The organism is Sphingomonas sp. (genome assembly GCF_036677245.1).
Taxonomy (GTDB): Bacteria; Pseudomonadota; Alphaproteobacteria; order Sphingomonadales; family Sphingomonadaceae; genus Allosphingosinicella.
Genome location: NZ_JAKFCG010000045.1, coordinates 12,877 through 35,260, shown reverse-complemented (window position 1 = coordinate 35,260; position 22,384 = coordinate 12,877). Strand labels below are relative to the sequence as shown.

Annotated in this window: 20 protein-coding genes; 14 read left to right on the top strand and 6 right to left on the bottom strand. The window is 66.6% G+C overall.

What is annotated here, in order from left to right; all coding sequences use genetic code 11:
- Window positions 1-50: 50 nt before the first annotated feature.
- Window positions 51-1,826, bottom strand: a complete 1,776-nt coding sequence (locus V6M48_RS04655) for a cation:proton antiporter domain-containing protein (RefSeq protein WP_332811359.1) — start codon at window positions 1,824-1,826, stop codon at window positions 51-53.
- Between the two features lie 51 nt (window positions 1,827-1,877).
- Between V6M48_RS04655 and V6M48_RS04650 the strand changes: the two genes are divergently transcribed.
- A complete protein-coding gene (locus V6M48_RS04650) occupies window positions 1,878-3,158 on the top strand; it encodes an FAD-dependent oxidoreductase (protein WP_332811358.1) in 1,281 nt (426 codons plus the stop codon).
- Window positions 3,159-3,253: 95 nt separating this feature from the next.
- On the opposite strand, the gene V6M48_RS04645 is transcribed toward V6M48_RS04650, so the two are convergent.
- Window positions 3,254-4,471, bottom strand: coding sequence for an NADP-dependent isocitrate dehydrogenase (locus tag V6M48_RS04645; RefSeq protein WP_332811357.1), 1,218 nt, complete (start codon window positions 4,469-4,471; stop codon window positions 3,254-3,256).
- 310 nt (window positions 4,472-4,781) lie between these two features.
- Here V6M48_RS04645 and V6M48_RS04640 point away from each other — a divergent pair, with 310 nt between their 5' ends.
- The 13 genes from V6M48_RS04640 (at window position 4,782) to fabZ (ending at window position 17,887) form a co-directional block, all read left to right on the top strand.
- Entirely contained in the window at window positions 4,782-5,516 is a 735-nt protein-coding gene (locus tag V6M48_RS04640; protein WP_332811356.1) for a phosphatidylserine decarboxylase, read from the top strand.
- A complete protein-coding gene (locus V6M48_RS04635; protein WP_332811355.1) occupies window positions 5,513-6,343 on the top strand; it encodes a CDP-alcohol phosphatidyltransferase family protein in 831 nt (276 codons plus the stop codon). Before V6M48_RS04640 ends, V6M48_RS04635 begins: the two co-directional genes overlap by 4 nt.
- A 491-nt stretch (window positions 6,344-6,834) precedes the next feature.
- Window positions 6,835-7,593 carry a 30S ribosomal protein S2 gene (rpsB, locus tag V6M48_RS04630; protein ID WP_332811354.1) on the top strand — a complete coding sequence of 253 codons (759 nt, stop codon included), beginning with the start codon at window positions 6,835-6,837 and terminating at the stop codon, window positions 7,591-7,593.
- A 111-nt stretch (window positions 7,594-7,704) separates the two neighbouring features.
- The gene (gene tsf / locus V6M48_RS04625) at window positions 7,705-8,640 is read left to right on the top strand and encodes a translation elongation factor Ts (protein WP_332811353.1); all 936 of its coding nucleotides are present in this window, start codon (window positions 7,705-7,707) and stop codon (window positions 8,638-8,640) included.
- Window positions 8,641-8,818: 178 nt separating this feature from the next.
- Window positions 8,819-9,541 (top strand): UMP kinase, encoded by a 723-nt coding sequence (gene pyrH / locus V6M48_RS04620; protein WP_332811352.1) that lies wholly within the window; start codon window positions 8,819-8,821, stop codon window positions 9,539-9,541.
- Between the two features lie 3 nt (window positions 9,542-9,544).
- Window positions 9,545-10,102 carry a ribosome recycling factor gene (gene frr / locus V6M48_RS04615; RefSeq protein WP_332811351.1) on the top strand — a complete coding sequence of 186 codons (558 nt, stop codon included), beginning with the start codon at window positions 9,545-9,547 and terminating at the stop codon, window positions 10,100-10,102.
- Between the two features lie 89 nt (window positions 10,103-10,191).
- Window positions 10,192-10,884, top strand: a complete 693-nt coding sequence (locus V6M48_RS04610; protein WP_332811399.1) for an isoprenyl transferase — start codon at window positions 10,192-10,194, stop codon at window positions 10,882-10,884.
- Complete coding sequence (locus V6M48_RS04605) at window positions 10,881-11,705, top strand: phosphatidate cytidylyltransferase (protein ID WP_332811350.1); 825 nt, start codon at window positions 10,881-10,883, stop codon at window positions 11,703-11,705. The genes V6M48_RS04610 and V6M48_RS04605 overlap by 4 nt, the downstream gene beginning before the upstream one ends.
- 47 nt (window positions 11,706-11,752) lie before the next feature.
- Window positions 11,753-12,910, top strand: coding sequence for a 1-deoxy-D-xylulose-5-phosphate reductoisomerase (locus V6M48_RS04600; RefSeq protein ID WP_332811349.1), 1,158 nt, complete (start codon window positions 11,753-11,755; stop codon window positions 12,908-12,910).
- Window positions 12,910-14,043, top strand: a complete 1,134-nt coding sequence (locus V6M48_RS04595) for a M50 family metallopeptidase (protein ID WP_332811348.1) — start codon at window positions 12,910-12,912, stop codon at window positions 14,041-14,043. The genes V6M48_RS04600 and V6M48_RS04595 overlap by 1 nt, the downstream gene beginning before the upstream one ends.
- 109 nt (window positions 14,044-14,152) lie before the next feature.
- Entirely contained in the window at window positions 14,153-16,795 is a 2,643-nt protein-coding gene (gene bamA / locus V6M48_RS04590) for an outer membrane protein assembly factor BamA (protein ID WP_332811347.1), read from the top strand.
- Window positions 16,795-17,388 carry an OmpH family outer membrane protein gene (locus V6M48_RS04585; protein ID WP_332811346.1) on the top strand — a complete coding sequence of 198 codons (594 nt, stop codon included), beginning with the start codon at window positions 16,795-16,797 and terminating at the stop codon, window positions 17,386-17,388. The genes bamA and V6M48_RS04585 overlap by 1 nt, the downstream gene beginning before the upstream one ends.
- Window positions 17,389-17,395: 7 nt before the next feature.
- Window positions 17,396-17,887: a 3-hydroxyacyl-ACP dehydratase FabZ gene (gene fabZ / locus V6M48_RS04580; protein WP_332811345.1), complete on the top strand. Its 492-nt coding sequence runs from the start codon at window positions 17,396-17,398 to the stop codon at window positions 17,885-17,887.
- 19 nt (window positions 17,888-17,906) lie between these two features.
- Here fabZ and V6M48_RS04575 read toward each other — a convergent pair whose 3' ends face one another.
- Genes V6M48_RS04575 through V6M48_RS04560 form a run of 4 tightly spaced genes read right to left on the bottom strand, consistent with a single transcriptional unit; the run spans window position 17,907 to window position 22,309 of the window.
- Window positions 17,907-18,632, bottom strand: coding sequence for an ABC transporter ATP-binding protein (locus V6M48_RS04575; protein WP_332811344.1), 726 nt, complete (start codon window positions 18,630-18,632; stop codon window positions 17,907-17,909).
- Window positions 18,629-19,597 (bottom strand): FecCD family ABC transporter permease, encoded by a 969-nt coding sequence (locus V6M48_RS04570; RefSeq protein WP_332811343.1) that lies wholly within the window; start codon window positions 19,595-19,597, stop codon window positions 18,629-18,631. The genes V6M48_RS04575 and V6M48_RS04570 overlap by 4 nt, the downstream gene beginning before the upstream one ends.
- The gene (locus V6M48_RS04565; protein ID WP_332811342.1) at window positions 19,594-20,433 is read right to left on the bottom strand and encodes an ABC transporter substrate-binding protein; all 840 of its coding nucleotides are present in this window, start codon (window positions 20,431-20,433) and stop codon (window positions 19,594-19,596) included. Before V6M48_RS04565 ends, V6M48_RS04570 begins: the two co-directional genes overlap by 4 nt.
- Window positions 20,402-22,309: a TonB-dependent receptor plug domain-containing protein gene (locus tag V6M48_RS04560; protein ID WP_332811341.1), complete on the bottom strand. Its 1,908-nt coding sequence runs from the start codon at window positions 22,307-22,309 to the stop codon at window positions 20,402-20,404. The genes V6M48_RS04565 and V6M48_RS04560 overlap by 32 nt, the downstream gene beginning before the upstream one ends.
- Window positions 22,310-22,384: the final 75 nt, after the last annotated feature.

The following is a 22,384-nucleotide window of genomic DNA, read 5'->3' as shown; positions in this document are numbered from 1 at the left end:
GACGAAGCCAGGTTAATCAATGCGGAGCGGCGCGACTCTCCCAAGCCGTCTCAGGCGGCGTCGGTCAATCGCCGGCGCCGAAGCCTGGGCTCCTTCTCGATCTCGGCAAGCTCCATGATCGCCTTGCGCAGTTCGGCGCGCTTCTCGTGGATCGAGGCGATCACCGGCCCCATTGCGATCCCGAGATCGACCAGCACCGCTTCCGACAGCTGGAGCGACGATTCGAGCGTCTCGGGCACCGCGTCGGTCGCGCCAGCGCGGTAGAGCGCTGCGGCATGATCGGAGTCGCGGGCCCTCGCGACGATGGTGAGTTCGGGGCAGGAGGCGCGCACGCGCCGCGTCAGCCGCGCGGTCATGACCGGATCGTCCATCGTCAGCACCAGCGCGGCGGCGCGGCTCAGGTTGAGCCGTTCGATGAACTCGTTGCGCGAGACGTCGCCGAACCGGATCGCAAAGCCCTCGCGCCGCGCCTCCGCCACCGTGTCGATGTTCGAATCGATCGCGATATAGTCGCGGCCATGGGCCGCCAGCATGTCGGCGACCATCCGGCCGACCCGTCCGAAGCCGATGATCACGACCGCCGGTTCGCCATCGCGTTCGGCGAGATCGACCGGCTCGGCGTGGCTCCGCCGGTCGACCCGGCGGGCGGCGATCCGGCCGAGCTTCGCAAGCAATGGCGTGACCGTGAGGCCGATCGCGGTCACGATCTGCCAGAAAGCCGCGGTCTCGGCGCTGATCAGCTGCGCCGCCGCTGCCGCGCCAAGCACGATCAACGTGGTTTCCGACGGTGAGGACATCAGGACCCCGGTTTCGGCGGCGACTCCGGCTCGTGCGCCGCCGAGCCGAAGCAGCCCTGCGGTCACCACCGCCTTGAGCAACAGCACCGCGACCACGGCGAGCAAGATCTCGCCCCAATTGGCGGCGACAGAGCGCAGATCGACGCTCATTCCGACGGTGATCAGGAAGACGCCGAGCGCCAGCCCGCGGAACGGCGCGGTGATCACCTCGACCTCGTTCTGATAATCGGTTTCGGCGATCAGTATGCCGGCGATCAGCGCGCCCATGATCGGCGACAGGCCGACCGCTGTCGTCGCGAGGCTGGCGAGGATCACCACGACCAGGCTCGCGGCAAAAAACAATTCGGGGCTCTTGGTCCGCGCCGCCTGCGCGAACAGGCCGGGCAGGAAGATGCGGCCGAGCATCAGCATCGCCGCAATCACGACCGCACCGAGCAGCACGGTCTGGAGCAGCCCGTTCCAGCCGCCGGCCGAAGCGTAAGGGGCCATCGCGCCGAGCGCGAAGATGATCGGCACGATCGCAAGATCCTCGAACAACAGCATCGCCAGCGCCGAGCGGCCGACCGGGCTCTTCGTCCCGACGAGCGGGAGCACCAGAGCGGTCGAGGAGAGCGACAATGCCAGGCCGAGGCCGATCGCGCCGGCCCAGCCCTGGCCCATCAGGTGGAGCATGCCGCCGATCAACGCCGCCGAGACCAAGAGCTCGGCCGCGCCGGCGCCGAACACCAAACGGCGCATCGTCCACAAGCGTCGGAACGACAGCTCCAGACCGATTGAGAAGAGCAACAGGATGATTCCGAACTCGGCCCAGGGTTCGATCGAATGCGGGTTGGAGATGGTGATGAAGTTGAGCCACGGATATTGGCCGGTCATCGCGCCGAGGCCTGAGGGGCCGACCAGCACCCCCACCAGGATGAAGCCGATCACCGGCGTGATTCGCATTCGTGCGAACGCCGGGATGACGATCCCTGCCGCGCCGAGGATCACCAGCGCATCGCTGAGGCCGCTTGTCTGGAATTCGGGTGCCATATTGCCTTTATGCCGCTTTGGGCGCGAATGTCAGCGGCGATGGGGGAAGAAATGGCAGATCCCGCTCCGGAGCGCCCGCCGGAGCTCTGCATCGTCGGCGGCGGTCCTGCGGGGCTGTTCGCGGGGCTGCTGTTCGCACGCGCCGGCGTGCCGACGGTCGTGCTCGAGAAGCACGCCGATTTCCTCCGCGATTTTCGGGGCGACACGGTGCATCCCTCGACCTTGCGGCTGCTCCACGAACTGGGATTGCTCGACCGATTTTTGCAGCGTCCGCACAATCGCGCCCATGACATCAGGGCCTATGTCGGCGACCGCCTGATCGAGGTTGCCGATTTCTCGCATTTCGACGCGCGCTGGAACTTCACCGCGCTGATGCCGCAATGGGACTTCCTCGACTTCATCGCCGACGAAGCCCGCCTCTATCCGCATTTCCGCCTGCTGACGCAGGCCGAGGCGACCGGCCTGGTCCGCGGACAGGGCAGGGTGGTCGGGGTCGCCTATCGCAAGGACGGCGAGCGAAGGCAGATCGGTGCGAAGCTGGTCATCGCCGCCGACGGCAGGGGCTCGCGGCTGCGCGCGGAAGCGCAGCTTCCGTTGCGAACGCTGGGGGCGCCGATCGATGTCTTCTGGTTCCGCGTCCCCAAGCGGCCGACGGCGAAGAACGAGACCACAGGGATCTTCACCCGCGGACGGCTGATGGCGCTGCTCGACCGCGGCGATTATTGGCAATGCGCCTATGTCATTCCCAAGGGCCAGGCCGAGCAGGTCCGCGCCCGCGGGCTCGATGCGTTTCGCAGCGACGTCGCACGAAGGGCGCCGATGCTCGCCGCCGAAGTCGGCGCGGTGGCAAGCTGGGATGAAGTCAAACTGCTCAGCGTCGCGCTCGATCGGCTCGAGCGCTGGCACGAACCCGGTTTTCTGGTGATCGGCGATGCCGCCCACGCGATGTCGCCGATCGGCGGTGTCGGCATCAATGTCGCCATCCAGGATGCGGTCGCCGCGGCGAACCTGCTCGCCGCCCCGCTGGCGAAGCACAAGGACGTCGATCACCTGCTGCCCAAGGTCAGGGCGCGGCGCATGCTTCAGGTTCGTGCGGTCCAGGCATTCCAGAAGGCCGCGCAGGACCGGATCATCACGCCGCTGCTCGAGGGGTCGGCACCGGTGAAAGTGGCGTTGCCGCTGCGGCTGCTCGCACGCTTTCCGCTGCTGCGGCGGATTCCGGCGGCGTTCCTCGGCTTCGGCATCAGGCCCGAGCACATCCGCTCGCCTGCGGTGATTTCAAGTCAGGTGGAATCACCTGATGACTCGGAAATGACGGAAAACAAAAAATAATCTGACTCTCGTCAGGGGTCGGCCGAGCCTGTCGAAGTCCCTCCCAGGATTGGGGTTTTCGACAGGCTCGGCGCGAACCCTTAGCGGCGCGGCGCTCAGGCCGGGGCCATTGCCTTTTCGAGGTTGGAGCGGACCGCTTCGAAGAATTGCTCGGTCGTCATCCAGCTCTGCTCGGGGCCGATCAGGATGGCGAGGTCCTTGGTCATCTTGCCGCTCTCGACGGTTTCGATGCAGACCCGCTCGAGCGTCTCGGCGAACGCGGTCACCTCGGGCGTGTCGTCGAACTTGCCACGATATTTGAGGCCGCCGGTCCAGGCGAAGATCGACGCGATCGGGTTGGTCGAGGTCGCCTTGCCCTGCTGGTGCATGCGGTAATGGCGCGTGACGGTGCCGTGCGCCGCCTCGGCCTCGATCGTCTTGCCGTCGGGGGTCATCAGCACCGAGGTCATCAGCCCGAGCGAGCCGAAACCCTGCGCGACCTGGTCGGACTGGACGTCGCCGTCGTAGTTCTTGCAGGCCCAGACGAACTTGCCCGACCATTTGAGCGCCGAGGCGACCATGTCGTCGATCAGGCGATGCTCGTAGACGATGCCGGCGGCGTCGAACTGCGTCTTGAACTCGGCGTTGAACACCTCCTCGAACAGATCCTTGAAGCGACCGTCATAGGCCTTGAGGATCGTGTTCTTGGTCGAAAGATAGACCGGCCAGCCGCGGGCGAGACCGTAATTGAAGCTGGCGCGGGCGAAGTCGCGGATCGAATCGTCGAGATTGTACATGCCCATCGCGACGCCCGAACCCGGGAAATCGAACACTTCCTCTTCGATGCGCTCACCATTCTCGCCTTCCCAGACCATGCGCAGCTTGCCGGGACCGGGCACCCGGAAGTCGGTCGCGCGATATTGGTCGCCGAAGGCATGACGGCCGATGACGATCGGGTCGGTCCAGCCCGGGATCAGCCGCGGCACGTTCTGGATCACGATCGGCTCACGGAAGACGACGCCGCCGAGGATGTTGCGGATCGTGCCGTTGGGCGATTTCCACATCTTCTTGAGGCCGAACTCCTCGACGCGCGCCTCGTCGGGCGTGATCGTCGCGCATTTGACGCCGACGCCATATTTCTTGATCGCCTCGGCGGCTTCGACCGTGACTCGGTCCTCGGTCTCGTCGCGATGCTCGACCCCAAGGTCGAAATAGACCAGGTCGACGTCGAGATAGGGCAGGATCAGCCGCTCGCGGATCCATTGCCAGATGATCCTGGTCATCTCATCGCCGTCGAGCTCCACGAGCGGCGTCTTGACTTTGATTTTGGCCATTGGGCGTGCGCTTCCTTTTTTGGGTTGCTTCGTTCGCGTTCGGGGGGCGCTGTAAGCGGTGCACGCGCGCTGATCAACCGGAGGAGGCGCGCCCGCATATGGTTGCTGTCTTGGGCCCTGGCTTCGTCCATGTCTGGGGCGATTGGCGCTGGCCGGTTGTTTCGCCGCAGCGGTGCGACTAAGAGCCTGAGCACCCTCGGTCGAAGCCGTTCACGTTTCGCGGAAGGCCTGGATCGGCTCTCGACATTCGGGGGCGGAATTGGTGCCTGACGGATTTCGACCGGAGGAGATCACGGTCTAAGGACGCCGCATGACATCGCTCGAAAAGCCGGACCTCGTCACCACCAACGTCCGCTACCGGATGCCGAACGTCCATCCCGAAGGTCGCAAGTTCGTGGTCATCGCGGCGGCGCTCAGCCTGGTGTTTGCGCTGCTGGCGTGGGAAACGCTTGCCTGGCCGATGGCGGGCGTGACCTTGTGGGTCGCCGCCTTCTTTCGCGATCCGATCCGCACGACGCCAAAGGGGGAGGGGCTGGTGATCGCCCCGGCCGACGGCATGGTGACGATGATCACCGAGGTGCTGCCGCCGCGCGAGCTGAGCGGCGAGGATGCGCTCGGCGCCGCACCGGTGACCCGCGTGTCGATCTTCATGAGCGTGTTCGACGTCCACATCAATCGTGCGCCGATCGCCGGCAAGATCACGCGCATCGTCTACATCGCCGGCAAGTTCCTCAACGCCGACCTCGACAAGGCCAGCGAGGACAATGAGCGCCAGCACATATTGGTCGAAGGCAATGAGGGTGTCCGCGTCGGCTTCACCCAGATCGCGGGCCTGGTCGCACGGCGCATCGTGCCCTGGATCAAGGTCGGCGACTTCGTCGGCGCCGGCCAGCGCGTCGGCCTGATCCGCTTCGGCAGCCGGGTCGACGTCTATCTCCCGGTGGGCACGGCCCCGCAGGTGATGCTCGGCCAACGCACGATCGCGGGCGAGACGATCGTCGCCCGCATCGGCGTCGCCGAGGCACCGTCCGGAATCAGCCAGTGAGGCAAAGCGGCGCGCCACGGCCAAGACGAGGCATTCCGCTGCGGACGATCGTGCCCAACGCGGTCACCGCGCTCGCGCTCTGCTCGGGGCTGTTCGGGATCCGCTACGGGATCGACGGCGAGTGGCGGAATGCCGCCGCCGCGATCGCGATAGCGGCATTGCTCGACGGGCTGGACGGGCGGATCGCACGGCTGCTCAACGGCGCCAGCCGGTTCGGTGCGGAGCTCGATTCGCTGTCCGACGTCACCGCCTTCGGCGTCGCGCCGGCGCTGATCATCTATCAATGGGTGCTCGAACCGCTCGAGCCCGGAGAGCTGCTCGGCTTCTGGACGGGATGGGGCTGGTTGTTCGCGCTCGCCTACGCGGCCTGCGCGGCGTTGCGTCTCGCGCGCTTCAACGCCAATATCGATGCCGACGACCAGCCGCACAAATCGGCCGGCTATCTGACCGGCGTCCCCGCGCCGGCCGGAGCGGGATTGCTGTTCCTGCCGCTGTTCCTGTGGCTCGCGACCGGGAATGACGTCTTCCGTCAACCTTGGCTGGTGGCACCGTGGTCGGCGCTGGTCGCATTCCTGATGATCTCGAACCTCGCGACCTTCTCGTGGGGCTCTGTCCGCCTTCGCAGCCACGTCCGGCTCGGGGCGCTCGCCTTGATCGTCGTGGTCGGCGCCGCGCTGCTGCAAAAGCCGTGGCCGACGCTCAGCGTCGCTGCTTTGCTCTACGCGCTGCTGATCCCGCTCAGCATCTACAGCTATGCGAAGGTCAAGCGGCAGCGCGCTGCTGCATCGCGCGCGCCGGCGCAGGATCCCGCCGCACCGTCACTCTGACGCGGCGCCCCCAGGGGCGCTGGCGACGCGCCTGGGCCTCGCCGAACAAGGCGGCGAGGATCTCGTTCAAATGCTCGCGAACGGTGATGTGGAGGACGGCCGCCGCACCGATGAGGATCAGTGCGAAAAATAGACCTGCAGCAATGTGAGTCACAGCTTTTCCCCTATTTTATCCACAGCAAAACGGCCTTGAGGTGGATTAAGTTCCTACGATGTTGTTTCTACTGTATGTTCATGATTTGTTCCGTTGTCAACTGCCGTTCCGATTAATGCGAGAACAACGGCATGCTCGTGACCGGGATGCAGCGCGGAGACAAAGCGTGCTTTGCGTCGCGGCTCAGGGCGTCCGCCCGTCAAATACCGTCAACATCTTGATTTCGGACGCCGGCGCAGCTAGATGCGCGCCATTCCACATGCGGAGCCATCATCACCGGTGGTTGGGAAACCAGCTTCTCGGCCCCGCAGAGGTATAACCGGAAGGAGAATAGACCATGGCGTCGCCAGACGTTTCCATGCAGGCATTGCTTGAGGCCGGAGCGCATTTCGGCCACCAGACCCATCGCTGGAACCCCAAGATGAAGCCGTACATCTTCGGCGAACGCAACGGGGTCCATATCATCGATCTTTCGCAGACCGTGCCGTTGTTCGCGCGTGCGCTCGACTTCGTACGCCAGTCGGTCGCCGCCGGCGGCAAGGTGCTGTTCGTCGGCACCAAGCGCCAGGCGCAGGATCCGATCGCCGAGGCGGCGCGCCGCTCGGGGCAGCATTTCGTCAACCACCGCTGGCTGGGCGGCATGCTCACCAACTGGAAGACGATCTCCAACTCGATCAAGCGCTTCAAGAGCCTCGAGGAGCAGCTGTCCGGTGATACCACCGGACTCACCAAGAAAGAGGTCCTCCAGCTGACCCGCGAGCGCGACAAGTTCGAGCTGTCGCTCGGCGGCATCCGGGACATGGGCGGCCTGCCCGACGTGATCTTCGTCGTCGACGCCAACAAGGAAGAGCTGGCGATCAAGGAAGCCAATGTGCTCGGCATCCCGGTCGTCGCGATCCTCGATTCGAACGTCAGCCCGCAGGGCATCGCCTTCCCGGTCCCGGGCAACGACGACGCGAGCCGGGCGATCCGCCTCTATTGCGACGCGATCGCCGATGCGGCGCTTGGTGGCCGTACGGGCGGCGCTGCCGCGCGCGGCGAGGACATTGGCGCGATGGATGCGCCGCCGGCGGAAGAGGCTCTGGCCGAGGCCTGAGCCCTGGTCGAGATCCAGGCCCGGCACGGCCGGGGCTCCACTGGCAACACAGGGTAAATAGCGGAGGGGCGCGCAGCCGCCCCACAAGCTTATCTGAGAAGGATCAGGAACATGGCGGAAGTCACTGCCGCAACGGTCAAGGAACTGCGCGAGCGCACCGGGGCCGGAATGATGGATTGCAAGAAAGCGCTCGGCGAGACCGCCGGCGACATGGAAGCCGCGATCGACTGGTTGCGCACCAAGGGCCTGGCGGCCGCCGCGAAGAAGGCCGGTCGCACCGCGGCTGAGGGCCTTGTCGGCGTCAGCGTGCGCGGCACCAGGGGCGCCGTCGTCGAGGTCAACAGCGAGACCGACTTCGTCGCCAAGAACGAGCAGTTCCAGGACTTCGTCCGCACCGTCGCCGAGCTTGCGCTCGACGGCAATGGCGACGTCGCTGCGCTGGCCGCCGCGCGCTGGCCGGAGGGCGGCACCGTCGAGGAGAAGCTCACCGCGAACATCGCGACGATCGGCGAGAATCAGTCGCTGCGACGCGTTGGCGTGGTCGAAGTCTCCGAAGGCGCAGTCGTCTCCTACGTCCACAATGCCGTCACCGCGGGCCTCGGCAAGATCGGCGTGCTGGTCGCGCTCGAGGGCAATGGCGACAAGGCCGCGCTCGAGGCGCTCGGCAAGCAGCTGGCGATGCACATCGCCGCCGCCAACCCGCTCGCGCTGCGCGGCGAGGACCTCGATCCGGCTTTGGTCGAGCGCGAGCGCGCGATCGCCTCCGAGAAAGCCTCGGAATCGGGCAAGCCGGCGAATATCGTCGAGAAGATGGTCGACGGCGCGATCGCCAAGTTCCGCAAGGAAAATGCGCTGCTCAGCCAGCTGTTCGTGATGGACAACAAGACCAAGGTCGAGGACGTCATCGCTGCCGAGGCCAAGAAGACCGGCTCGCAGATCACCCTCGCTGCCTATGTCCGCTTCCAGCTCGGCGAAGGCATCGAGAAGAAGGAAAGCGATTTCGCCGCCGAGGTCGCCGCGGCGGCCGGCGTGCGCGAGCCCGCTTAACGCAGCTCAAACCGGACCGGCTTTTCCGTGCGGGCCCCGATGCGGGAACGGCCGGTCCGTCTGCCTCAAGACCATCGCTTCGACGCCTGCCTGCGCAAACCAATTCCTTGGCAGGCTGGCGCGTCCTGATTAAGGTGCGCCACCTTCCACTTTGATCAGCCGATCGGACGAAATCCCTATGACGCGCCCGCGCTTCAACCGCATCCTGCTGAAGCTGTCGGGCGAGGCGTTGATGGGGGAGGGGCAGTTCGGAATCGACCCCGACACGACCTCGCGGCTCGCCGGCGAGATCAAGCAGGCGCAGGAGGCGGGACACGAATTGTGCGTGGTCGTCGGCGGCGGCAACATCTTTCGCGGCCTCGCCGCGGCGGCCAAGGGCTTCGACCGCACCAGCGCCGATTATATGGGTATGCTCGCGACGGTGATGAATGCGCTTGCGATGCAGAATGCGCTCGAGAAGATCGGCGTCGACACAAGAGTCCAGTCGGCGATCCCGATGGCATCGGTGTCCGAGCCCTACATAAGGCGCCGCGCGATGCGCCATATGGAGAAGGGCCGGGTGGTGATATTCGCGGCCGGCACCGGCAATCCGTTCTTCACCACCGACACTGCCGCCGCACTGCGTGCGGCGGAGATGGGCTGCGATGCTTTGTTCAAGGGCACCAGCGTCGACGGCGTCTATAACGCCGATCCCAAGAAGGTGCGCGATGCCACGCGCTATGACCAGGTGAGCTTCAGCCGGGTGCTCAGCGATGATCTCAAGGTGATGGACGCAAGCGCTGTCGCCTTGTGCCGCGACAACAATATCCCGATCGTTGTGTTCAACATCCGCGAACAGGGCAATCTCGTGCGCGTGCTCGCGGGTGAAGGCGTTGCGACGATCGTTCGGAACGAGGAGTGAGAGATGCCAGCCTATAACAAAGCCGATCTGCAACGGCGCATGCACGGCGCCGTCGAAGCCCTCAAGCACGACCTTGGCGGGCTCCGCACCGGCCGCGCCTCGACCACCTTGCTCGATCCGGTAGTAGTCGAGGTCTATGGCGCCACCATGCCGCTCAGCCAGGTCGGCACCGTATCGGCGCCGGAACCGCGCATGCTCTCCGTGCAGGTCTGGGACCGCTCGAACGTCACGGCGGTCGAGAAGGCGATCCGTTCCGCCGGGCTTGGCCTCAACCCGATCTCCGATGGCCAGAATATCCGCCTGCCGATCCCCGATCTGACCGAGGAACGCCGCAAGGAGCTTGCGAAGCTTGCCGGCCAATATGCTGAAAAGGCGCGCATTGCGGTGCGCAACGTGCGCCGCGACGGCATGGATCTGGTCAAGCAGGACGAGAAGAAAGGCGAGATCGGCCAGGACGATCAGAAAAGGCTCGAGAACGAGGTCCAGAAGCTGACCGACGAGACGATCGCCGAAATCGACGCGGCGGCATCGGCCAAGGAAAAGGAAATCCTGCAGCAGTGACCGCTCGGCCGGCCAGCACCACTCTGCCCGAGAAGGACGCCAAGCCTGAGAAGGACGGGGGCCCCGAGAAGGACGGCGGGTCTAGCGCGGTGCCGCGCCACGTCGCGATCATCATGGATGGCAACGGCCGCTGGGCCAAGGCACGCGGCCTGCCGAGGGTCGCCGGCCACCGCGCCGGTGCCGAGGCGGCGCGCAAGGTTCTGCGCGCGGCGGGCGACGCCGGGGTCGAATGCCTGACCCTCTACGCTTTTTCGTCCGAGAATTGGAAACGCTCAGGCGACGAGATCGATTCGCTGATGGGGCTGCTGAGGCTCTACATCGGCCGCGAGCTCAACGCGCTCCACGCCGAGGGCGTGCGGCTGAAGATCATCGGCGATCACCGCAAGTTCCCCGCCGAGACGGCGAAGATGGTCGACCAGGCGGTCGCCAAGACGGCCGGCAACACCAAGCGAACATTGGTGATCGCGCTCAATTACGGTTCGCGCGCCGAGCTGGTGCACGCCGCGCGGGCGATCGCCGAACGTGCGGCCGCCGGCGAGATCGACCCTGGAGCGATCGATGAAACGGCGATCGAGGCCGAGCTCGACACCGCCGAGCTGCCGCCGCTCGACCTGCTGATCCGCACCTCGGGCGAGCATCGCCTGTCCAATTTCCTGCTCTGGCAGGCGGCTTATGCCGAGCTTCTGTTCGTCGACACCTTGTGGCCGGACTTCGACGGCGCGGCATTCGCCGCCGCGCTCGCCGATTATGCCGGCCGCGAGCGCCGCTTCGGTGGCCGATGAGCGGCGACGCCGAAGATCCGATCCGCACGCCGGACCTCTCGACCCGCTTCGTCGCGGGCGTCGTCATGGTCGCGGTCGCTCTCCTGGCCGTCTTTTATGGGGGCTGGTATTTCAGGATCCTCGTCGCCGCCGCTGCCGCGATCATGATGATCGAATGGAGCGACATGCACCGCGTTCCCCGCAAATGGGCTTGGGCGAGCGCCGCGCTGATCGTCGTCTACCTGCTCATCGTCACGCAATGGCTGTTTCCCGCCGACGAAATGGATGCTGAGATCAGCCTGGCGAGCTTTGGTCCGGCCTGGACCGGGATCGCGCTCGCGGCGCTGCCGGCGCTGCTGATCGGGCTTGCCAGCCGCCGCGTGACGATGCTCGGCGGCTTTCTCTATCTTGCGCTTCCCGCCTTCATCCTGCTGGTCCTCCACTGGCTGTGGTTCGAGCTCGTCTTGTGGGCGCTCGTCGTCACCTGGGCGACCGACATTTTCGCTTATTTCGCAGGCCGCTCGATCGGCGGCCCCAAGCTTGCGCCGCGGATCAGCCCGAACAAGACCTGGGCCGGCCTCATCGGCGGCATGATCGGCGCGGGGATCATCGGCTTTCTGGTCGCGCAAATGTTCGCGCTCGAGCCGATCTTCGCCTTTGCCGGCGCGCTGATGGGGCTGATCGCGCAGGGAGGCGATCTCTATGAGAGCTGGCTGAAGCGGCGGGCGGGGGTCAAGGACAGCGGCACGATCCTTCCCGGACATGGCGGAGTGCTGGACAGGCTGGACGGCCTGCTGCCGGTGATCATCGCCACGATGGGGTTGCTGCTGGTGATCCTGTGAGCCGCGCCGAGGGCGGCGGGCCCGGCAGGGGCCGGGACGAGGGCCGCATGCGCACGATCGTGATCCTCGGGGCAACCGGCTCGGTCGGGCAATCGACGCTCGACCTGGTCGCCCGCAACCGCGATCGCTTCGAGGTGATGGCGCTCACCGCTCACCGCGATGTCGCCGGCCTTGCCGCTGCCGCACGGCGGGTGGGGGCACGGCGCGCGGTGATCGCCGATCCCGCGGCCTATCGCGCATTGCAGGATGCGCTGTCCGGCTCGGGCATTGAAGCTGCGGCGGGCGACGCCGCCATCATCGAAGCCGCTGCGTCCGGTGCCGACTGGACGATGGCGGCGATCGTCGGCTTCGCAGGCCTGCGGCCGGCGATGAAGGCGCTCGAGCAAGGCGGCACGCTCGCGCTCGCCAACAAGGAAGCGCTGGTGTCGGCGGGCGAGATCATGACTCGCGCCGCGCAGGCCGGCGGCGCCAAGATCCTGCCGGTCGATTCCGAGCATAATGCGATCTTCCAATGCTTCGACGAAGCGCGCCCGGGTGCAGTGCGGCGGGTGACCCTGACGGCGAGCGGCGGCCCTTTTCGCCGCGCGACCCTCGAGGAGATGCGGACTGCCACGCCAGCAGCGGCGATCGCGCACCCGAATTGGTCGATGGGCGCGAAGATCTCGGTCGATTCAGCCACCTTGATGAACAAGGGCCTCGAGCTGATCGAAGCTTTTCATCTGTTCCCGCTCGCGGCCGACGCATTCGATGTCGTCGTCCACCCGCAGTCGGTCGTTCACAGCCTGGTCGAATATGTCGACGGATCGGTGCTCGCCCAGCTTGGCGCGCCGGACATGCGCATCCCGATCGCGCATACTTTGGCCTGGCCCGAGCGGATGGAGACGCCATGCGAGCGGCTCGACCTGGTCAAGGTTGGAGCGCTCGACTTCGAAGCCCCCGACCTCGAGCGCTTTCCCGCGCTCGGCCTCGCCAGGGAGGCGCTGCGCGCTGGCGGGGCCAAGCCGGCGGTGCTCAGCGCCGCCAACGAGGTCGCGGTCGCATCATTTCTGGACAATGGCATCGGCTTCCTCGATATTGCTGCAATCGCACGTGAAATTCTCGAAAGCTTCGATCCTCCCGCGCCCGTTTCGCTCGACGACGTGCTCGAAGTCGATCGCCAGGCGCGCGAACGTGCACAGCGGGCAGTGGAAAGGGTGTTGGTCTAATGCTCGAGAGTCCCGGCCTGGGTTTCATGGCCCTGAGCTTCCTGCTGATCATCGGCCCGCTCGTCTTCATCCACGAGCTCGGCCATTATTTCGTCGGGCGCTGGTTCGGGGTGAAAGCCGAAGTCTTCTCGATCGGCTTCGGCCGCCAGATCATGGGCTGGACCGACAAAAGAGGCACCCGCTGGAAGCTCGCCTGGCTGCCGCTCGGCGGCTATGTGAAGTTCGCCGGTGACATGAACCCCGCCAGCCAACCCACCGACGCCTGGCTGGCGCTGCCGCCGGCCGAGCGCGCGCAGACCTTCCAGGCCAAGCCGGTGTGGCAGCGTTTCCTGATCGTGCTGGCCGGGCCGCTGACCAACTTTCTGTTCGCGGTGCTGCTGTTCGTCGGCATCTTTGCAGTGGTGGGCTATCCGACGACACCCGCGGTCGTCACCGCCGTCGAAGCCGGCAGCGCAGCGCAACGCGCCGGCGTTCGTCCCGGCGACCATATCCGTGCGATCGGCGGGCGGGAGATCAGCACGTTCGCCGAGCTCGGCGAATATGCGATGCTGCGCCCGGGACAGACCACCGAGCTCGTGGTGCAGCGCGGCAGCGCGCATTTGCGGCTGCCGGTGACGATCGGCTCGATCGAGCTCTCCGATTCCTTCGGCAACAAGGCGCGCGCGGGCAGATTGGGCGTGCAATCCGGCATGATCGCGTTCGCGAAGCTGCCGCCGTCGCAGCTGCTGGGGCGGGCCTTTGCCAAGACGTGCGACACGGTCGAGGCGATCGTCGTCACGATGGGGCAGCTGCTTCAGGGGCAGAGGTCGGTCAAGGAGCTCGGCGGGCCGCTCAAGATTGCGCAGGTCTCGGGACAGCAGGCCACCCTGGGCTGGCTGCCGTTCGTCTGGTTGATGGCGGTCATCTCGATTAATCTGGGATTCATCAACCTCTTGCCAATCCCGCTGCTCGATGGCGGCCACCTGCTTTTCTACACGATCGAGGGTGTGCGGCGTAAGCCGGTCAACCCGCAGGCGATGGAGTGGGCGTTCAAGGCCGGCCTGACCGCATTGCTGGCATTGATGATCTTCGTCACCTTCAACGATCTGGCGTCTTTTGGGCTCTGGAAAGGGCTTGGCGGGTTGATCGGCTGAGCGTGTTGAGGCAGGGCTGGCAGTGAGTGGGTCAAACTGGCCCAAAGAGTGCGTTGAACGGCCGCGCCTACGGCGGCTGGAATATGAAGGGCGGGGACGCGTGCAGCCGATGAGATCATTTTCCAACAGCCGCCGCCTTTGCTCGGCATTGCTCGTCGGCAGCAGCTTGGGCGCGCTTTCGGCGCCTGCGGTCGCGCAGGACGCCGCGACGCAGCCTGCCGCCGAAGCGGCCGCGCCGGCCACCAGCGCGCCGGAGACCGCCGCCCCGGCTGCGGCGACTGCCGCACCGGCCCCGGCAATGGCAGGGACGATCCGCACGATCGCCGTCGTCGGCAATCAGCGCCTCGAGCCCGAGACGGTCATTTCCTACATGCCGCTGCGGGTCGGCGAGCCCTATGACCGCGAGCGGCTCGATGCGGCGCTGAGGGCGCTCTACGAGACCGAATTGTTCGCCGACGTGGTGATCAGCGGCGCCGACACCGGCAACATCGTCGTCCAGGTGCGCGAGAATCCGGTGATCAACCGCATCATCCTCGAGGGCAACAAGCGCCTCAAGGAAGACAAGATCAATCCCGAGATCAAGCTCGCACCGCGTCAGATCTTCACCCGCTCGAAGGTCCGGGCGGACGTGGCGCGGATCATCGAGCTCTATCGCCGGCAGGGCCGTTTCGCGGCCGAGGTCGAGCCCAAGATCGTCCAGCTCGACCAGAATCGCGTCGACCTGGTGTTCGAGATCAACGAGGGTCCCAAATCCAAGGTCCGCCAGATCAACGTGCTCGGCAACGAGGAATTCTCGGACAGCGACCTGCGCTCGCAGATGGCGACCAAGCAGTCGCGCCTGTTCCGCTTCTTCAGCTCGAGCGACGGCTACGATCCCGATCGGCTGGCCTATGACCAGCAGAAGCTGCGCCAATTCTATCTGACCGAGGGCTATGCCGATTTCCGCGTCGTCTCCGCGGTCGCGGAGCTGACGCCCGACAAGCGCGATTTCGTGATCACGTACGTGGTCGAGGAAGGCGAACGCTACAAGTTCGGCGACGTCAATGTCGAGAGCGAGATCCGCGACCTCAAGCCGGAAGCGGTGCAACGCCTCGTGCCATTCGAGAAGGGTGACTGGTACAACGCCAAGAAGATCGAGGACACCGTCACCTCGATCAACGAGGCGGCCGGCCTCTACGGCTATGCATTCGCCGACGTCCGCCCCAATTTCAATCGCGACAAGGATGCGCGGACGATGTCCGTGACGTTCCAGATCGCCGATGCGCCGAGGGTCTATGTCGAGCGCGTCGACATCAACGGCAACACCGCAACCCGTGACAAGGTGGTGCGTCGCGAGTTCCGCCTCGCCGAAGGCGATCCGTTCAACAGCGTGCGGGTCAAGCGCTCGCGCGACCGCATCCAGTCGCTCGGCTTCTTCCAGGAGAATCTCGAGATCGAGCAGCAGCCGGGTTCGTCTCCCGATCGCGTCATCCTCGCGGTCAACGCGGAGGAACGCTCGACCGGCGAGCTCCAGGTCTCGGCCGGCTTCTCGAGCCTCGAGCGCTTCCTGGTCAATCTGTCGATCACCCAGCGCAACTTCATGGGCAAGGGCCAGACCTTGACCGCGGGCGTCAATTATTCGAGCTATTCCAAGTCGATCGAGCTCGGCTTTACCGAACCCTATCTGTTCGATCGCAACATCGCGCTCGGCGGCAGCGTCTACCGGCGCGACTACAATAGTTTCAATTACATCGGCAACGATCGTAACGAGACCTATGAACAGATCACGACCGGCGGCCAGCTTCGCGTCGGCGTGCCGCTGACCGAATATATGTCGCTGCAGCTGCGCTACGGCCTCAATTATGACGAGGTCTCGCTCGACGAGGATCTGTTCTTCACCAACGGCGTCTGCGATCCGCTCAAGGCCGGCCGTTATCTGTGCGACGCGATCGGCAATCGCCTGACCTCTTCGGTCGGCTACTCTTTGGTCTACGATACGCTCAACAACCGCCTGCGGCCGTCGGCCGGCGAGCAGCTCTCGCTCAGCCAGGACGTCGCGGGGCTCGGCGGCGACGTCAAATATCTGCGCACGCGCGTCAGCGGCGCCAAATATTGGGGCATCGGCGACAGCGGATTCATCTTCTCGACGCGGGCCGAGGGCGGCTACATCCATAGTTTCGAGAATGACCGTTCGCCGGGCAATGATGCGGTGCGCCTGACCGACCGCTTCTTCCTTGGCGAGCCGCAAATGCGCGGCTTCGCGATTCGCGGCGTCGGGCCCCGGGTCCAGCGCTTCCAGGTCAGCCTCGACGGCGCCGGCAACATCGTGCGCAACACCGACGACAATAATGTGGTCGACGACGCGCTTGGCGGCCGCGCTTATTACGTCGGCCATCTCGAGCTCGAGATTCCGCTCGGCTCGGGCGGCCGCGAGCTCGGCCTGCGGCCGTCGGTGTTCGTCGATGCCGGCGCGGTGTTCGGCCTCAGGGACCCCATCACCAACGAGCCGTTCAGGGTCTGCGTCGCGCCCAACGGCAGCGCTGCGCCACTCCCCGACGGTGCCAGCTGCCCGGCGGGGACGGCCCTCGGCCTCAATTCGTTCTTCGACGAAGATTATCTCGGCGATTCACCGAAGCCGCGCGTCTCGGTCGGCTTCGGCGTCAACTGGAACTCGCCGTTCGGTCCGTTCAGGATCGATATAGCCAAGGCGCTGGTAAAGGTTGACGGCGACGACACGAAATTGATCACGTTCAACGTAGGAACCGCATTCTGATGAACAAACTCGTCTTTGGGACGGCCTTCGCCGCCCTCGCCATCGCCGTTCCGGCATCCGCGCCCGCACAGCGTCTCGGCGCGGCGGTCGTCGCCGTCATCGACACCGCCCGCATCTTCCGCGAATGCAACGCCTGCAGGACGGCGCAGACGCAGCTTCAGCAGCAGGTCGATCAGGCCCGCCAGCGCGCCCAGCAGCTCGGCCAGCCGATCCAGACCGAGGGGCAGTCGCTCGAGAATACGCTGAAGGCGCTTGGCGGAAAGGCGCCCGACGCGGCGCTTCAGGGGCGCATCCAGGCGTTCCAGGCGCGGCAGAACACCGCCAACCAGGAGCTGCAGAACCGCCAGGCGACGATCCAGCGCAACCAGCAATATGTCGCGCAGCAGATCAACGCCAAGCTCGATCCGATCATCAAGTCGGTGATGCAGAGCCGTGGTGCGAACATCGCGGTCGACATGCAGGCGACGCTCGCGACCTCGCCGTCGATCGACGTCACCAACGACGTTCTGGCCCAGCTCAACCAGCAGCTCACCAGCGTCAGCGTCACCGCGCCCGCGGCGCCGGCGAACGCGCAGCAGCCTCAGGGGCGGTGATCGAGAGGTGAGCGCCGAGGCCGAAGGCGGCGCCATCGGTCCGCTCGACGTCCAGCGGGTGATGGCGGCACTGCCGCATCGCTACCCGATGCTGCTCGTCGACCGGGTCGAGACGCTGATCCCCAACCAGTCGATCGCCGCGATCAAGGCGGTGACGATCAACGAGGGCTTTTTCCAGGGTCATTTTCCGGGGCGGCCGATCATGCCCGGAGTGCTGATCGTCGAGGCACTAGCGCAGGCCGCCGGCGTGCTCGCCGTCGAGTCGCTCGGGCTCTCCGGCTCGGGCAAGCTGGTCTATTTCATGGCGATCGAGGGCGCCAAGTTCCGCGCTCCCGTCGAGCCCGGTTGCCTGCTCCGGCTGGAGGTCGAATTCGTCCAGATGCGGACACGCGTCTGCAAGTTCGCCGGGCGCGCGCTGGTCGACGGCAATTTGGCCTGCGAAGCCAATTTCACGGCGATGATCGCCGACCCGCCATCGCCCTCGGCTGCGTCGAGCTGACCCGCTCAGCCTGATCTGGTCAGCCTGACGGACGCCACCCGTCCGCGCTGCGGACGATCCCGAACACCGATGCCATGATCGGGCTGTCGAGCAACTGGTGCGGCGGTCCGTCCGCCGCGAGCCGCCCGTCGTTCATGATCAGCAGGCGGTCGGCGCAACGCGCGGCAATGTCGAGATCATGGAGCGCGACCAGCACGACGCGGCGCTCGCGCCGGGCGAGATGCTGGACATGGTCGATCGCGCGATATTGCCACAATGGGTCGAGATTGGCGGTCGGCTCGTCGAGCAGCAGCAGGCGCGATCCCGCGACCAGCGCCCGTGCAAGCAGGACCCGGCTTCGCTCGCCGGTCGAGAGCCGGTCGAGCCGGCGGTCGGCGACATGATCGAGCCCGAGCTGCGCGAGCACCTTTTCCACCTTGCCCGCGTCGCGCGCCCCGGGATCGCCGAGCGCGACGAGATCGCGCGCGATCAGCGGCCAGGCGATGTCGCGGGTCGCCGGCAAATAAGCGAGATAGGCGCTGCGCAGCGCCGGCGGGAGGCTGTGCGGATCGATCCCGCCGATCCGCACCTCGCCGCGTGGGTGGCCGATGCCGGCCAAAGCGTGGAGCAGGCTGGTCTTGCCGCTGCCGTTGGGGCCGATCATGCAGGTGAGCTCGCCCGGCCTCAAGGTGATCGAGGTGGGATCGAGGCGGCCCGGCAGCGCGATGCCGCTCGCCACCACATCGTAAGCCTCGAGCGCGTTCATCGGCTCAGCCTCCACCGCATGTGCGCGACCAGCCAGAGGAAGAAGGGCGCGCCGAGCAGCGCAGTGATCACGCCAAGCGGCAGCACGCGGCCGACCGGGGCGATGCGCGAGATCATGTCCGCGCCGAGCAGCAGCAGCGCTCCGATCACGCATGCCGGGCCGATCGCGCGGCCGGGGTGGCCGCCGCCGAGCCGGCGCGCGAAGACTGGCGCGACCAGGCCAATGAACCCGACCGCGCCGCACACCGCGACGCAGGCGCCGACCCCCAAAGCAGTGAGGCAGATCGTCTCGAGGCGCAGCCGGCGGACGTCGTGGCCGAGCGATTGGGCGACTTCCTCGCCGAGCGTCAGCGAGTCGAGCGGACCCGCGAGCCGCAGCAGCAGCGCGGCCGAGATGATCGCTGGAACCGCGGCGAACGCCGCCTGGTCGAGGCTGCGGTCGACCAGCGAGCCCATCAGCCATTCGTAGGCGTCGTAGAAAGCGAACGGGGAGGGCGAGAGCGCCAGCGCCAAAGTGGTCAGCGCGCCGGCAAGGGCGCTGATCGCGAGCCCGGCGAGCAACAAGGTCGCGGTCTCGGCGCGGGGCCCGGCGAGGGCGAGCAGCAGCAGCAGCGCGCCGAACGCGCCGCCGACCGCTCCCGCCGATAAAGCGAGCGGCGCGGAAAAGCCGAACAGATAGGCGGTCACCACCGCCCCGAGCGCGGCGCCGCTGGTCGTGCCGGTCAGATCGGGCGACGCAAGCGGGTTGGCGAACAGCGCCTGGATGGCGGCACCCGACGCCCCCAATATCCCACCATAGAGCAATGCGAGCACGGTTCGCGGCAGCCGGATCTCGAGGATGATCGTCGCGGCGAGACCCTGATCCCGGCCGAGCAGGTCGCGCAGCGGCGGCCACGGCAGCGCAAGCGACAGCAGGGCGGCCGCGATCAGCAACGCGAGCAATAGCGAAAGCAGCCGGAGGCTCATCGGCGGACCAGACGGCGCAGCCGTAGCGTCTCGGAGATCATCGGCGGCCCCATGCAGGTCCAGCGCCGGCCGTCCGTGGCGATCGTCGCGATCGGCCGCTTGGCAACCAAAGGATGAGCGAGCCAGCGCTGCTCGGACGAATATTGGCCGGAGCGATATACGCTCTTGAGCAACAGCCTCGGCGGTCGCACGAGCAATTGCTCGAGCGTCACCCTGTCGCCTTGCAGCGCGATCTGCTTCAGCCCGGCCAGCGCCATCCATTGGGCGGCGAGGCTGTCCGGGGCGACGCTGCGCCCGCCGCCGCCGAGCCACATCGCCTCGATCCGCGGCGGCGGCGCGCTGCGCTTCAACTGCTCGATGCCCGCGACCAGCCGCTCCCCCGCTGCCGGCCGGTGCAGCGCCGCGGCGACCGCGCGCACCGATTGCTCGACGTCGCCGAGCGTGCGCGGGTAGGGGAGGGTCAGCAGCCGCATGCCGAGGCGCTGCGCGATCCGCACCGTGTCGCGGCCGCCGCCGCCCATGTCGAGCACCAGATCGGGCGCGAGCGCCGCCACCGAGAGCAGGCTGCCGTCATTCTTGCGATGACGGCGGCCCTCGGCCCATAAGGGCGTTTCGTGCGGCTCCTGCGACAGATAGGTGACAGAGGCGATCTGCTCGGGACGGGCAAGCATCAGCAACAGCTCGTCGGTGCAGAGCTTGAGCGACACGACCCGCCGCGGCGCGGGCGCACCGCCCGAGCCCGCCGCGTCAGGGGGTGCGCCGGCCGCCTGGGCCAAAGGAGCCAGCGCGAGGATTGGCGCGAGGCTAATCGCCGAGGCGCAGACGAAGGCCCGCATAGATCGTCCTTCCCGCTGTCTCGTATCCCGCGACATCCTCGTAATCGACACCGAACGCATTTTCCATCCGCGCATAGGCGGTGATCCGCGGCGTGACCGCCCAACCGACATTGAGCGACCCGAGCAGATAATCGTCGAGCGAGACGGCTCGCGCGGGCACCACGTCGAAATCCGTGTCGCGGCGCTTGCCGACATAAGCGAGGCTCGCGCCGACATCGATCGGGCCGATCCGGCCGAGCGCGAACAGATTCGCGCTGTGCTTCGGCCGACGCAGCTCGCGCACCGCAGACGTGCCGACGAAACGCTGCTGGTCGGCATCGACATAGGTATAATTGAACGCGAACGTCCAGGCGTCCCCAAAGCCGTGCCGGGCCTCGATTTCGACCCCGCGCCGCCGGCTTTTGCCGTCCGCGTTGGCGGTGCTCGAGATGAAGGTCTGCGGATCGAACGTATCGACGATCTCGTCCTTCAGCCGGTTGGTGAAACCGGTGATGCCGACATTGGTCGCCCCTCGGGACCAGCGCAGACCTGCCTCCCACCCGGCCGAATGCTCCGGACGCAGGCTCGGGTTGCCGATGAAGGAATCGGGGAAGAAACCGTAGAGGTCGTAGAAGGTCGGCTGCGCGATGCCCTCGCCATAAGCGGCATGCACGCTCCACTGCTCGGTGAAGCGGATGAGCAGGTTCGCGCGCAACGTCGTCGCATCGGCGAACGCGCTGAAATCGTCGTGACGCAGCGCGACGCCACCGGCCAGCCGATCGCCCCATTCGCCGCGCCATTCCGCCACATAAGCAGTCAGGCTGCGTTCCCGGTCCTGATTGGTAGCGCCGAAATATTGCTGGTCGCGCGCCCGGAAATCCTCGCGTTCATGCTCGATGGCCACCGTCAGGCGATGCGCGCCGCCGGCGGCACTCAGAAGCTTCGAAGATTGCGCGCCGATCGTCGATCTTTGCCCCCAGGTGGTGTTGACCGGATCGTCTCCCAGCCGGTTGCGGTTGCGGCTGTCGAGAATGCTCGCGCTCAGCGACACGTCCCACGGCTGCGTGCCGCCGGTGCTCGCCTTGCCCCAGCCGCGCAGCGCGAACATCCGGCTGCGGGTCTCGTCCAATGTGTTGGCGTGCGGGCAGACGAAGTTCGCATCGCAGACCACCCCGTCATATTCGCTGTCGCCGTCCACCCACAGGCCGGCGACCCCCGCCTCGGCATCGGCCGCGGGCCTGAACACCGCCTTGAGGCTCGCCGAGCGGTTCTCGAAGCCGTCGCGCTCGCCGCCGTCGCCGACCGAATCCACGCCGCCGCTGCCCAGCCAGGTGCCGGTGCCGCTGATCCCGAACTCGCCGGCGCGGACCGCGAATTGGCCGGCGGCGCGATGGCTGTCGAGGCTGCCATATTCGCCGGTTGCCCGCAGCCGTGTGCCGGCGAACGGATCGGCGGTATCGACCGCGACCACGCCGCCGAGCGCCTCCGAGCCCCACAAGGCCGATTGCGGCCCACGCACGACCTCGATCCGCGACAGACTGTCGTTGGTGAGAAGCTCGAAGCGCGCTTCGTTGCCCGCCGCGGGATCGTTGAAGCGGATGCCATCGACGAACAGCAGGCTGTGGTTGGCCTCGGCGCCGCGGATGCGAAGCTGGGTCTGGCTGCCGGCGGGGCCGGAGGTCGAGACCGAGGCCCCGGGAACGAGGCGCAGGATGTCGCCAGTCAGCGGAAAGGCGAGCCTGTCGAGCGTCTCGCGATCGAACAGGCTTGCCGAAACCGGAGCGTCGCCGAGCGAGATCGGCTCGCGCGAAGCGGTGACGACGATCGGCACGCTGGTGTCGGCGGGGAGCGAAACCGGCGCTGTGCCGGCGGCGAGCAGAAGAAACAATTGGTGCATTTTTGACCTCCATAGACGACAGGACTGCCGTCTCGGAGGAGTCGCCGGTGGCACAGGCCGCCGGAGGCACCACGC

What these genes read in the sequence shown, in the direction of transcription:
- V6M48_RS04655 (WP_332811359.1), bottom strand. Translation starts at nt 1,826, where the DNA reads ATGGCACCCGAATTCCAGACAAGCGGCCTCAGCGATGCGCTGGTGATC.
- V6M48_RS04650 (WP_332811358.1), top strand. Translation starts at nt 1,878, where the DNA reads ATGGCAGATCCCGCTCCGGAGCGCCCGCCGGAGCTCTGCATCGTCGGC.
- V6M48_RS04645 (WP_332811357.1), bottom strand. Translation starts at nt 4,471, where the DNA reads ATGGCCAAAATCAAAGTCAAGACGCCGCTCGTGGAGCTCGACGGCGAT.
- V6M48_RS04640 (WP_332811356.1), top strand. Translation starts at nt 4,782, where the DNA reads ATGACATCGCTCGAAAAGCCGGACCTCGTCACCACCAACGTCCGCTAC.
- rpsB (WP_332811354.1), top strand. Translation starts at nt 6,835, where the DNA reads ATGGCGTCGCCAGACGTTTCCATGCAGGCATTGCTTGAGGCCGGAGCG.
- tsf (WP_332811353.1), top strand. Translation starts at nt 7,705, where the DNA reads ATGGCGGAAGTCACTGCCGCAACGGTCAAGGAACTGCGCGAGCGCACC.
- pyrH (WP_332811352.1), top strand. Translation starts at nt 8,819, where the DNA reads ATGACGCGCCCGCGCTTCAACCGCATCCTGCTGAAGCTGTCGGGCGAG.
- frr (WP_332811351.1), top strand. Translation starts at nt 9,545, where the DNA reads ATGCCAGCCTATAACAAAGCCGATCTGCAACGGCGCATGCACGGCGCC.
- V6M48_RS04605 (WP_332811350.1), top strand. Translation starts at nt 10,881, where the DNA reads ATGAGCGGCGACGCCGAAGATCCGATCCGCACGCCGGACCTCTCGACC.
- V6M48_RS04600 (WP_332811349.1), top strand. Translation starts at nt 11,753, where the DNA reads ATGCGCACGATCGTGATCCTCGGGGCAACCGGCTCGGTCGGGCAATCG.
- V6M48_RS04595 (WP_332811348.1), top strand. Translation starts at nt 12,910, where the DNA reads ATGCTCGAGAGTCCCGGCCTGGGTTTCATGGCCCTGAGCTTCCTGCTG.
- bamA (WP_332811347.1), top strand. Translation starts at nt 14,153, where the DNA reads ATGAGATCATTTTCCAACAGCCGCCGCCTTTGCTCGGCATTGCTCGTC.
- V6M48_RS04585 (WP_332811346.1), top strand. Translation starts at nt 16,795, where the DNA reads ATGAACAAACTCGTCTTTGGGACGGCCTTCGCCGCCCTCGCCATCGCC.
- V6M48_RS04575 (WP_332811344.1), bottom strand. Translation starts at nt 18,632, where the DNA reads ATGAACGCGCTCGAGGCTTACGATGTGGTGGCGAGCGGCATCGCGCTG.
- V6M48_RS04570 (WP_332811343.1), bottom strand. Translation starts at nt 19,597, where the DNA reads ATGAGCCTCCGGCTGCTTTCGCTATTGCTCGCGTTGCTGATCGCGGCC.
- V6M48_RS04565 (WP_332811342.1), bottom strand. Translation starts at nt 20,433, where the DNA reads ATGCGGGCCTTCGTCTGCGCCTCGGCGATTAGCCTCGCGCCAATCCTC.
- V6M48_RS04560 (WP_332811341.1), bottom strand. Translation starts at nt 22,309, where the DNA reads ATGCACCAATTGTTTCTTCTGCTCGCCGCCGGCACAGCGCCGGTTTCG.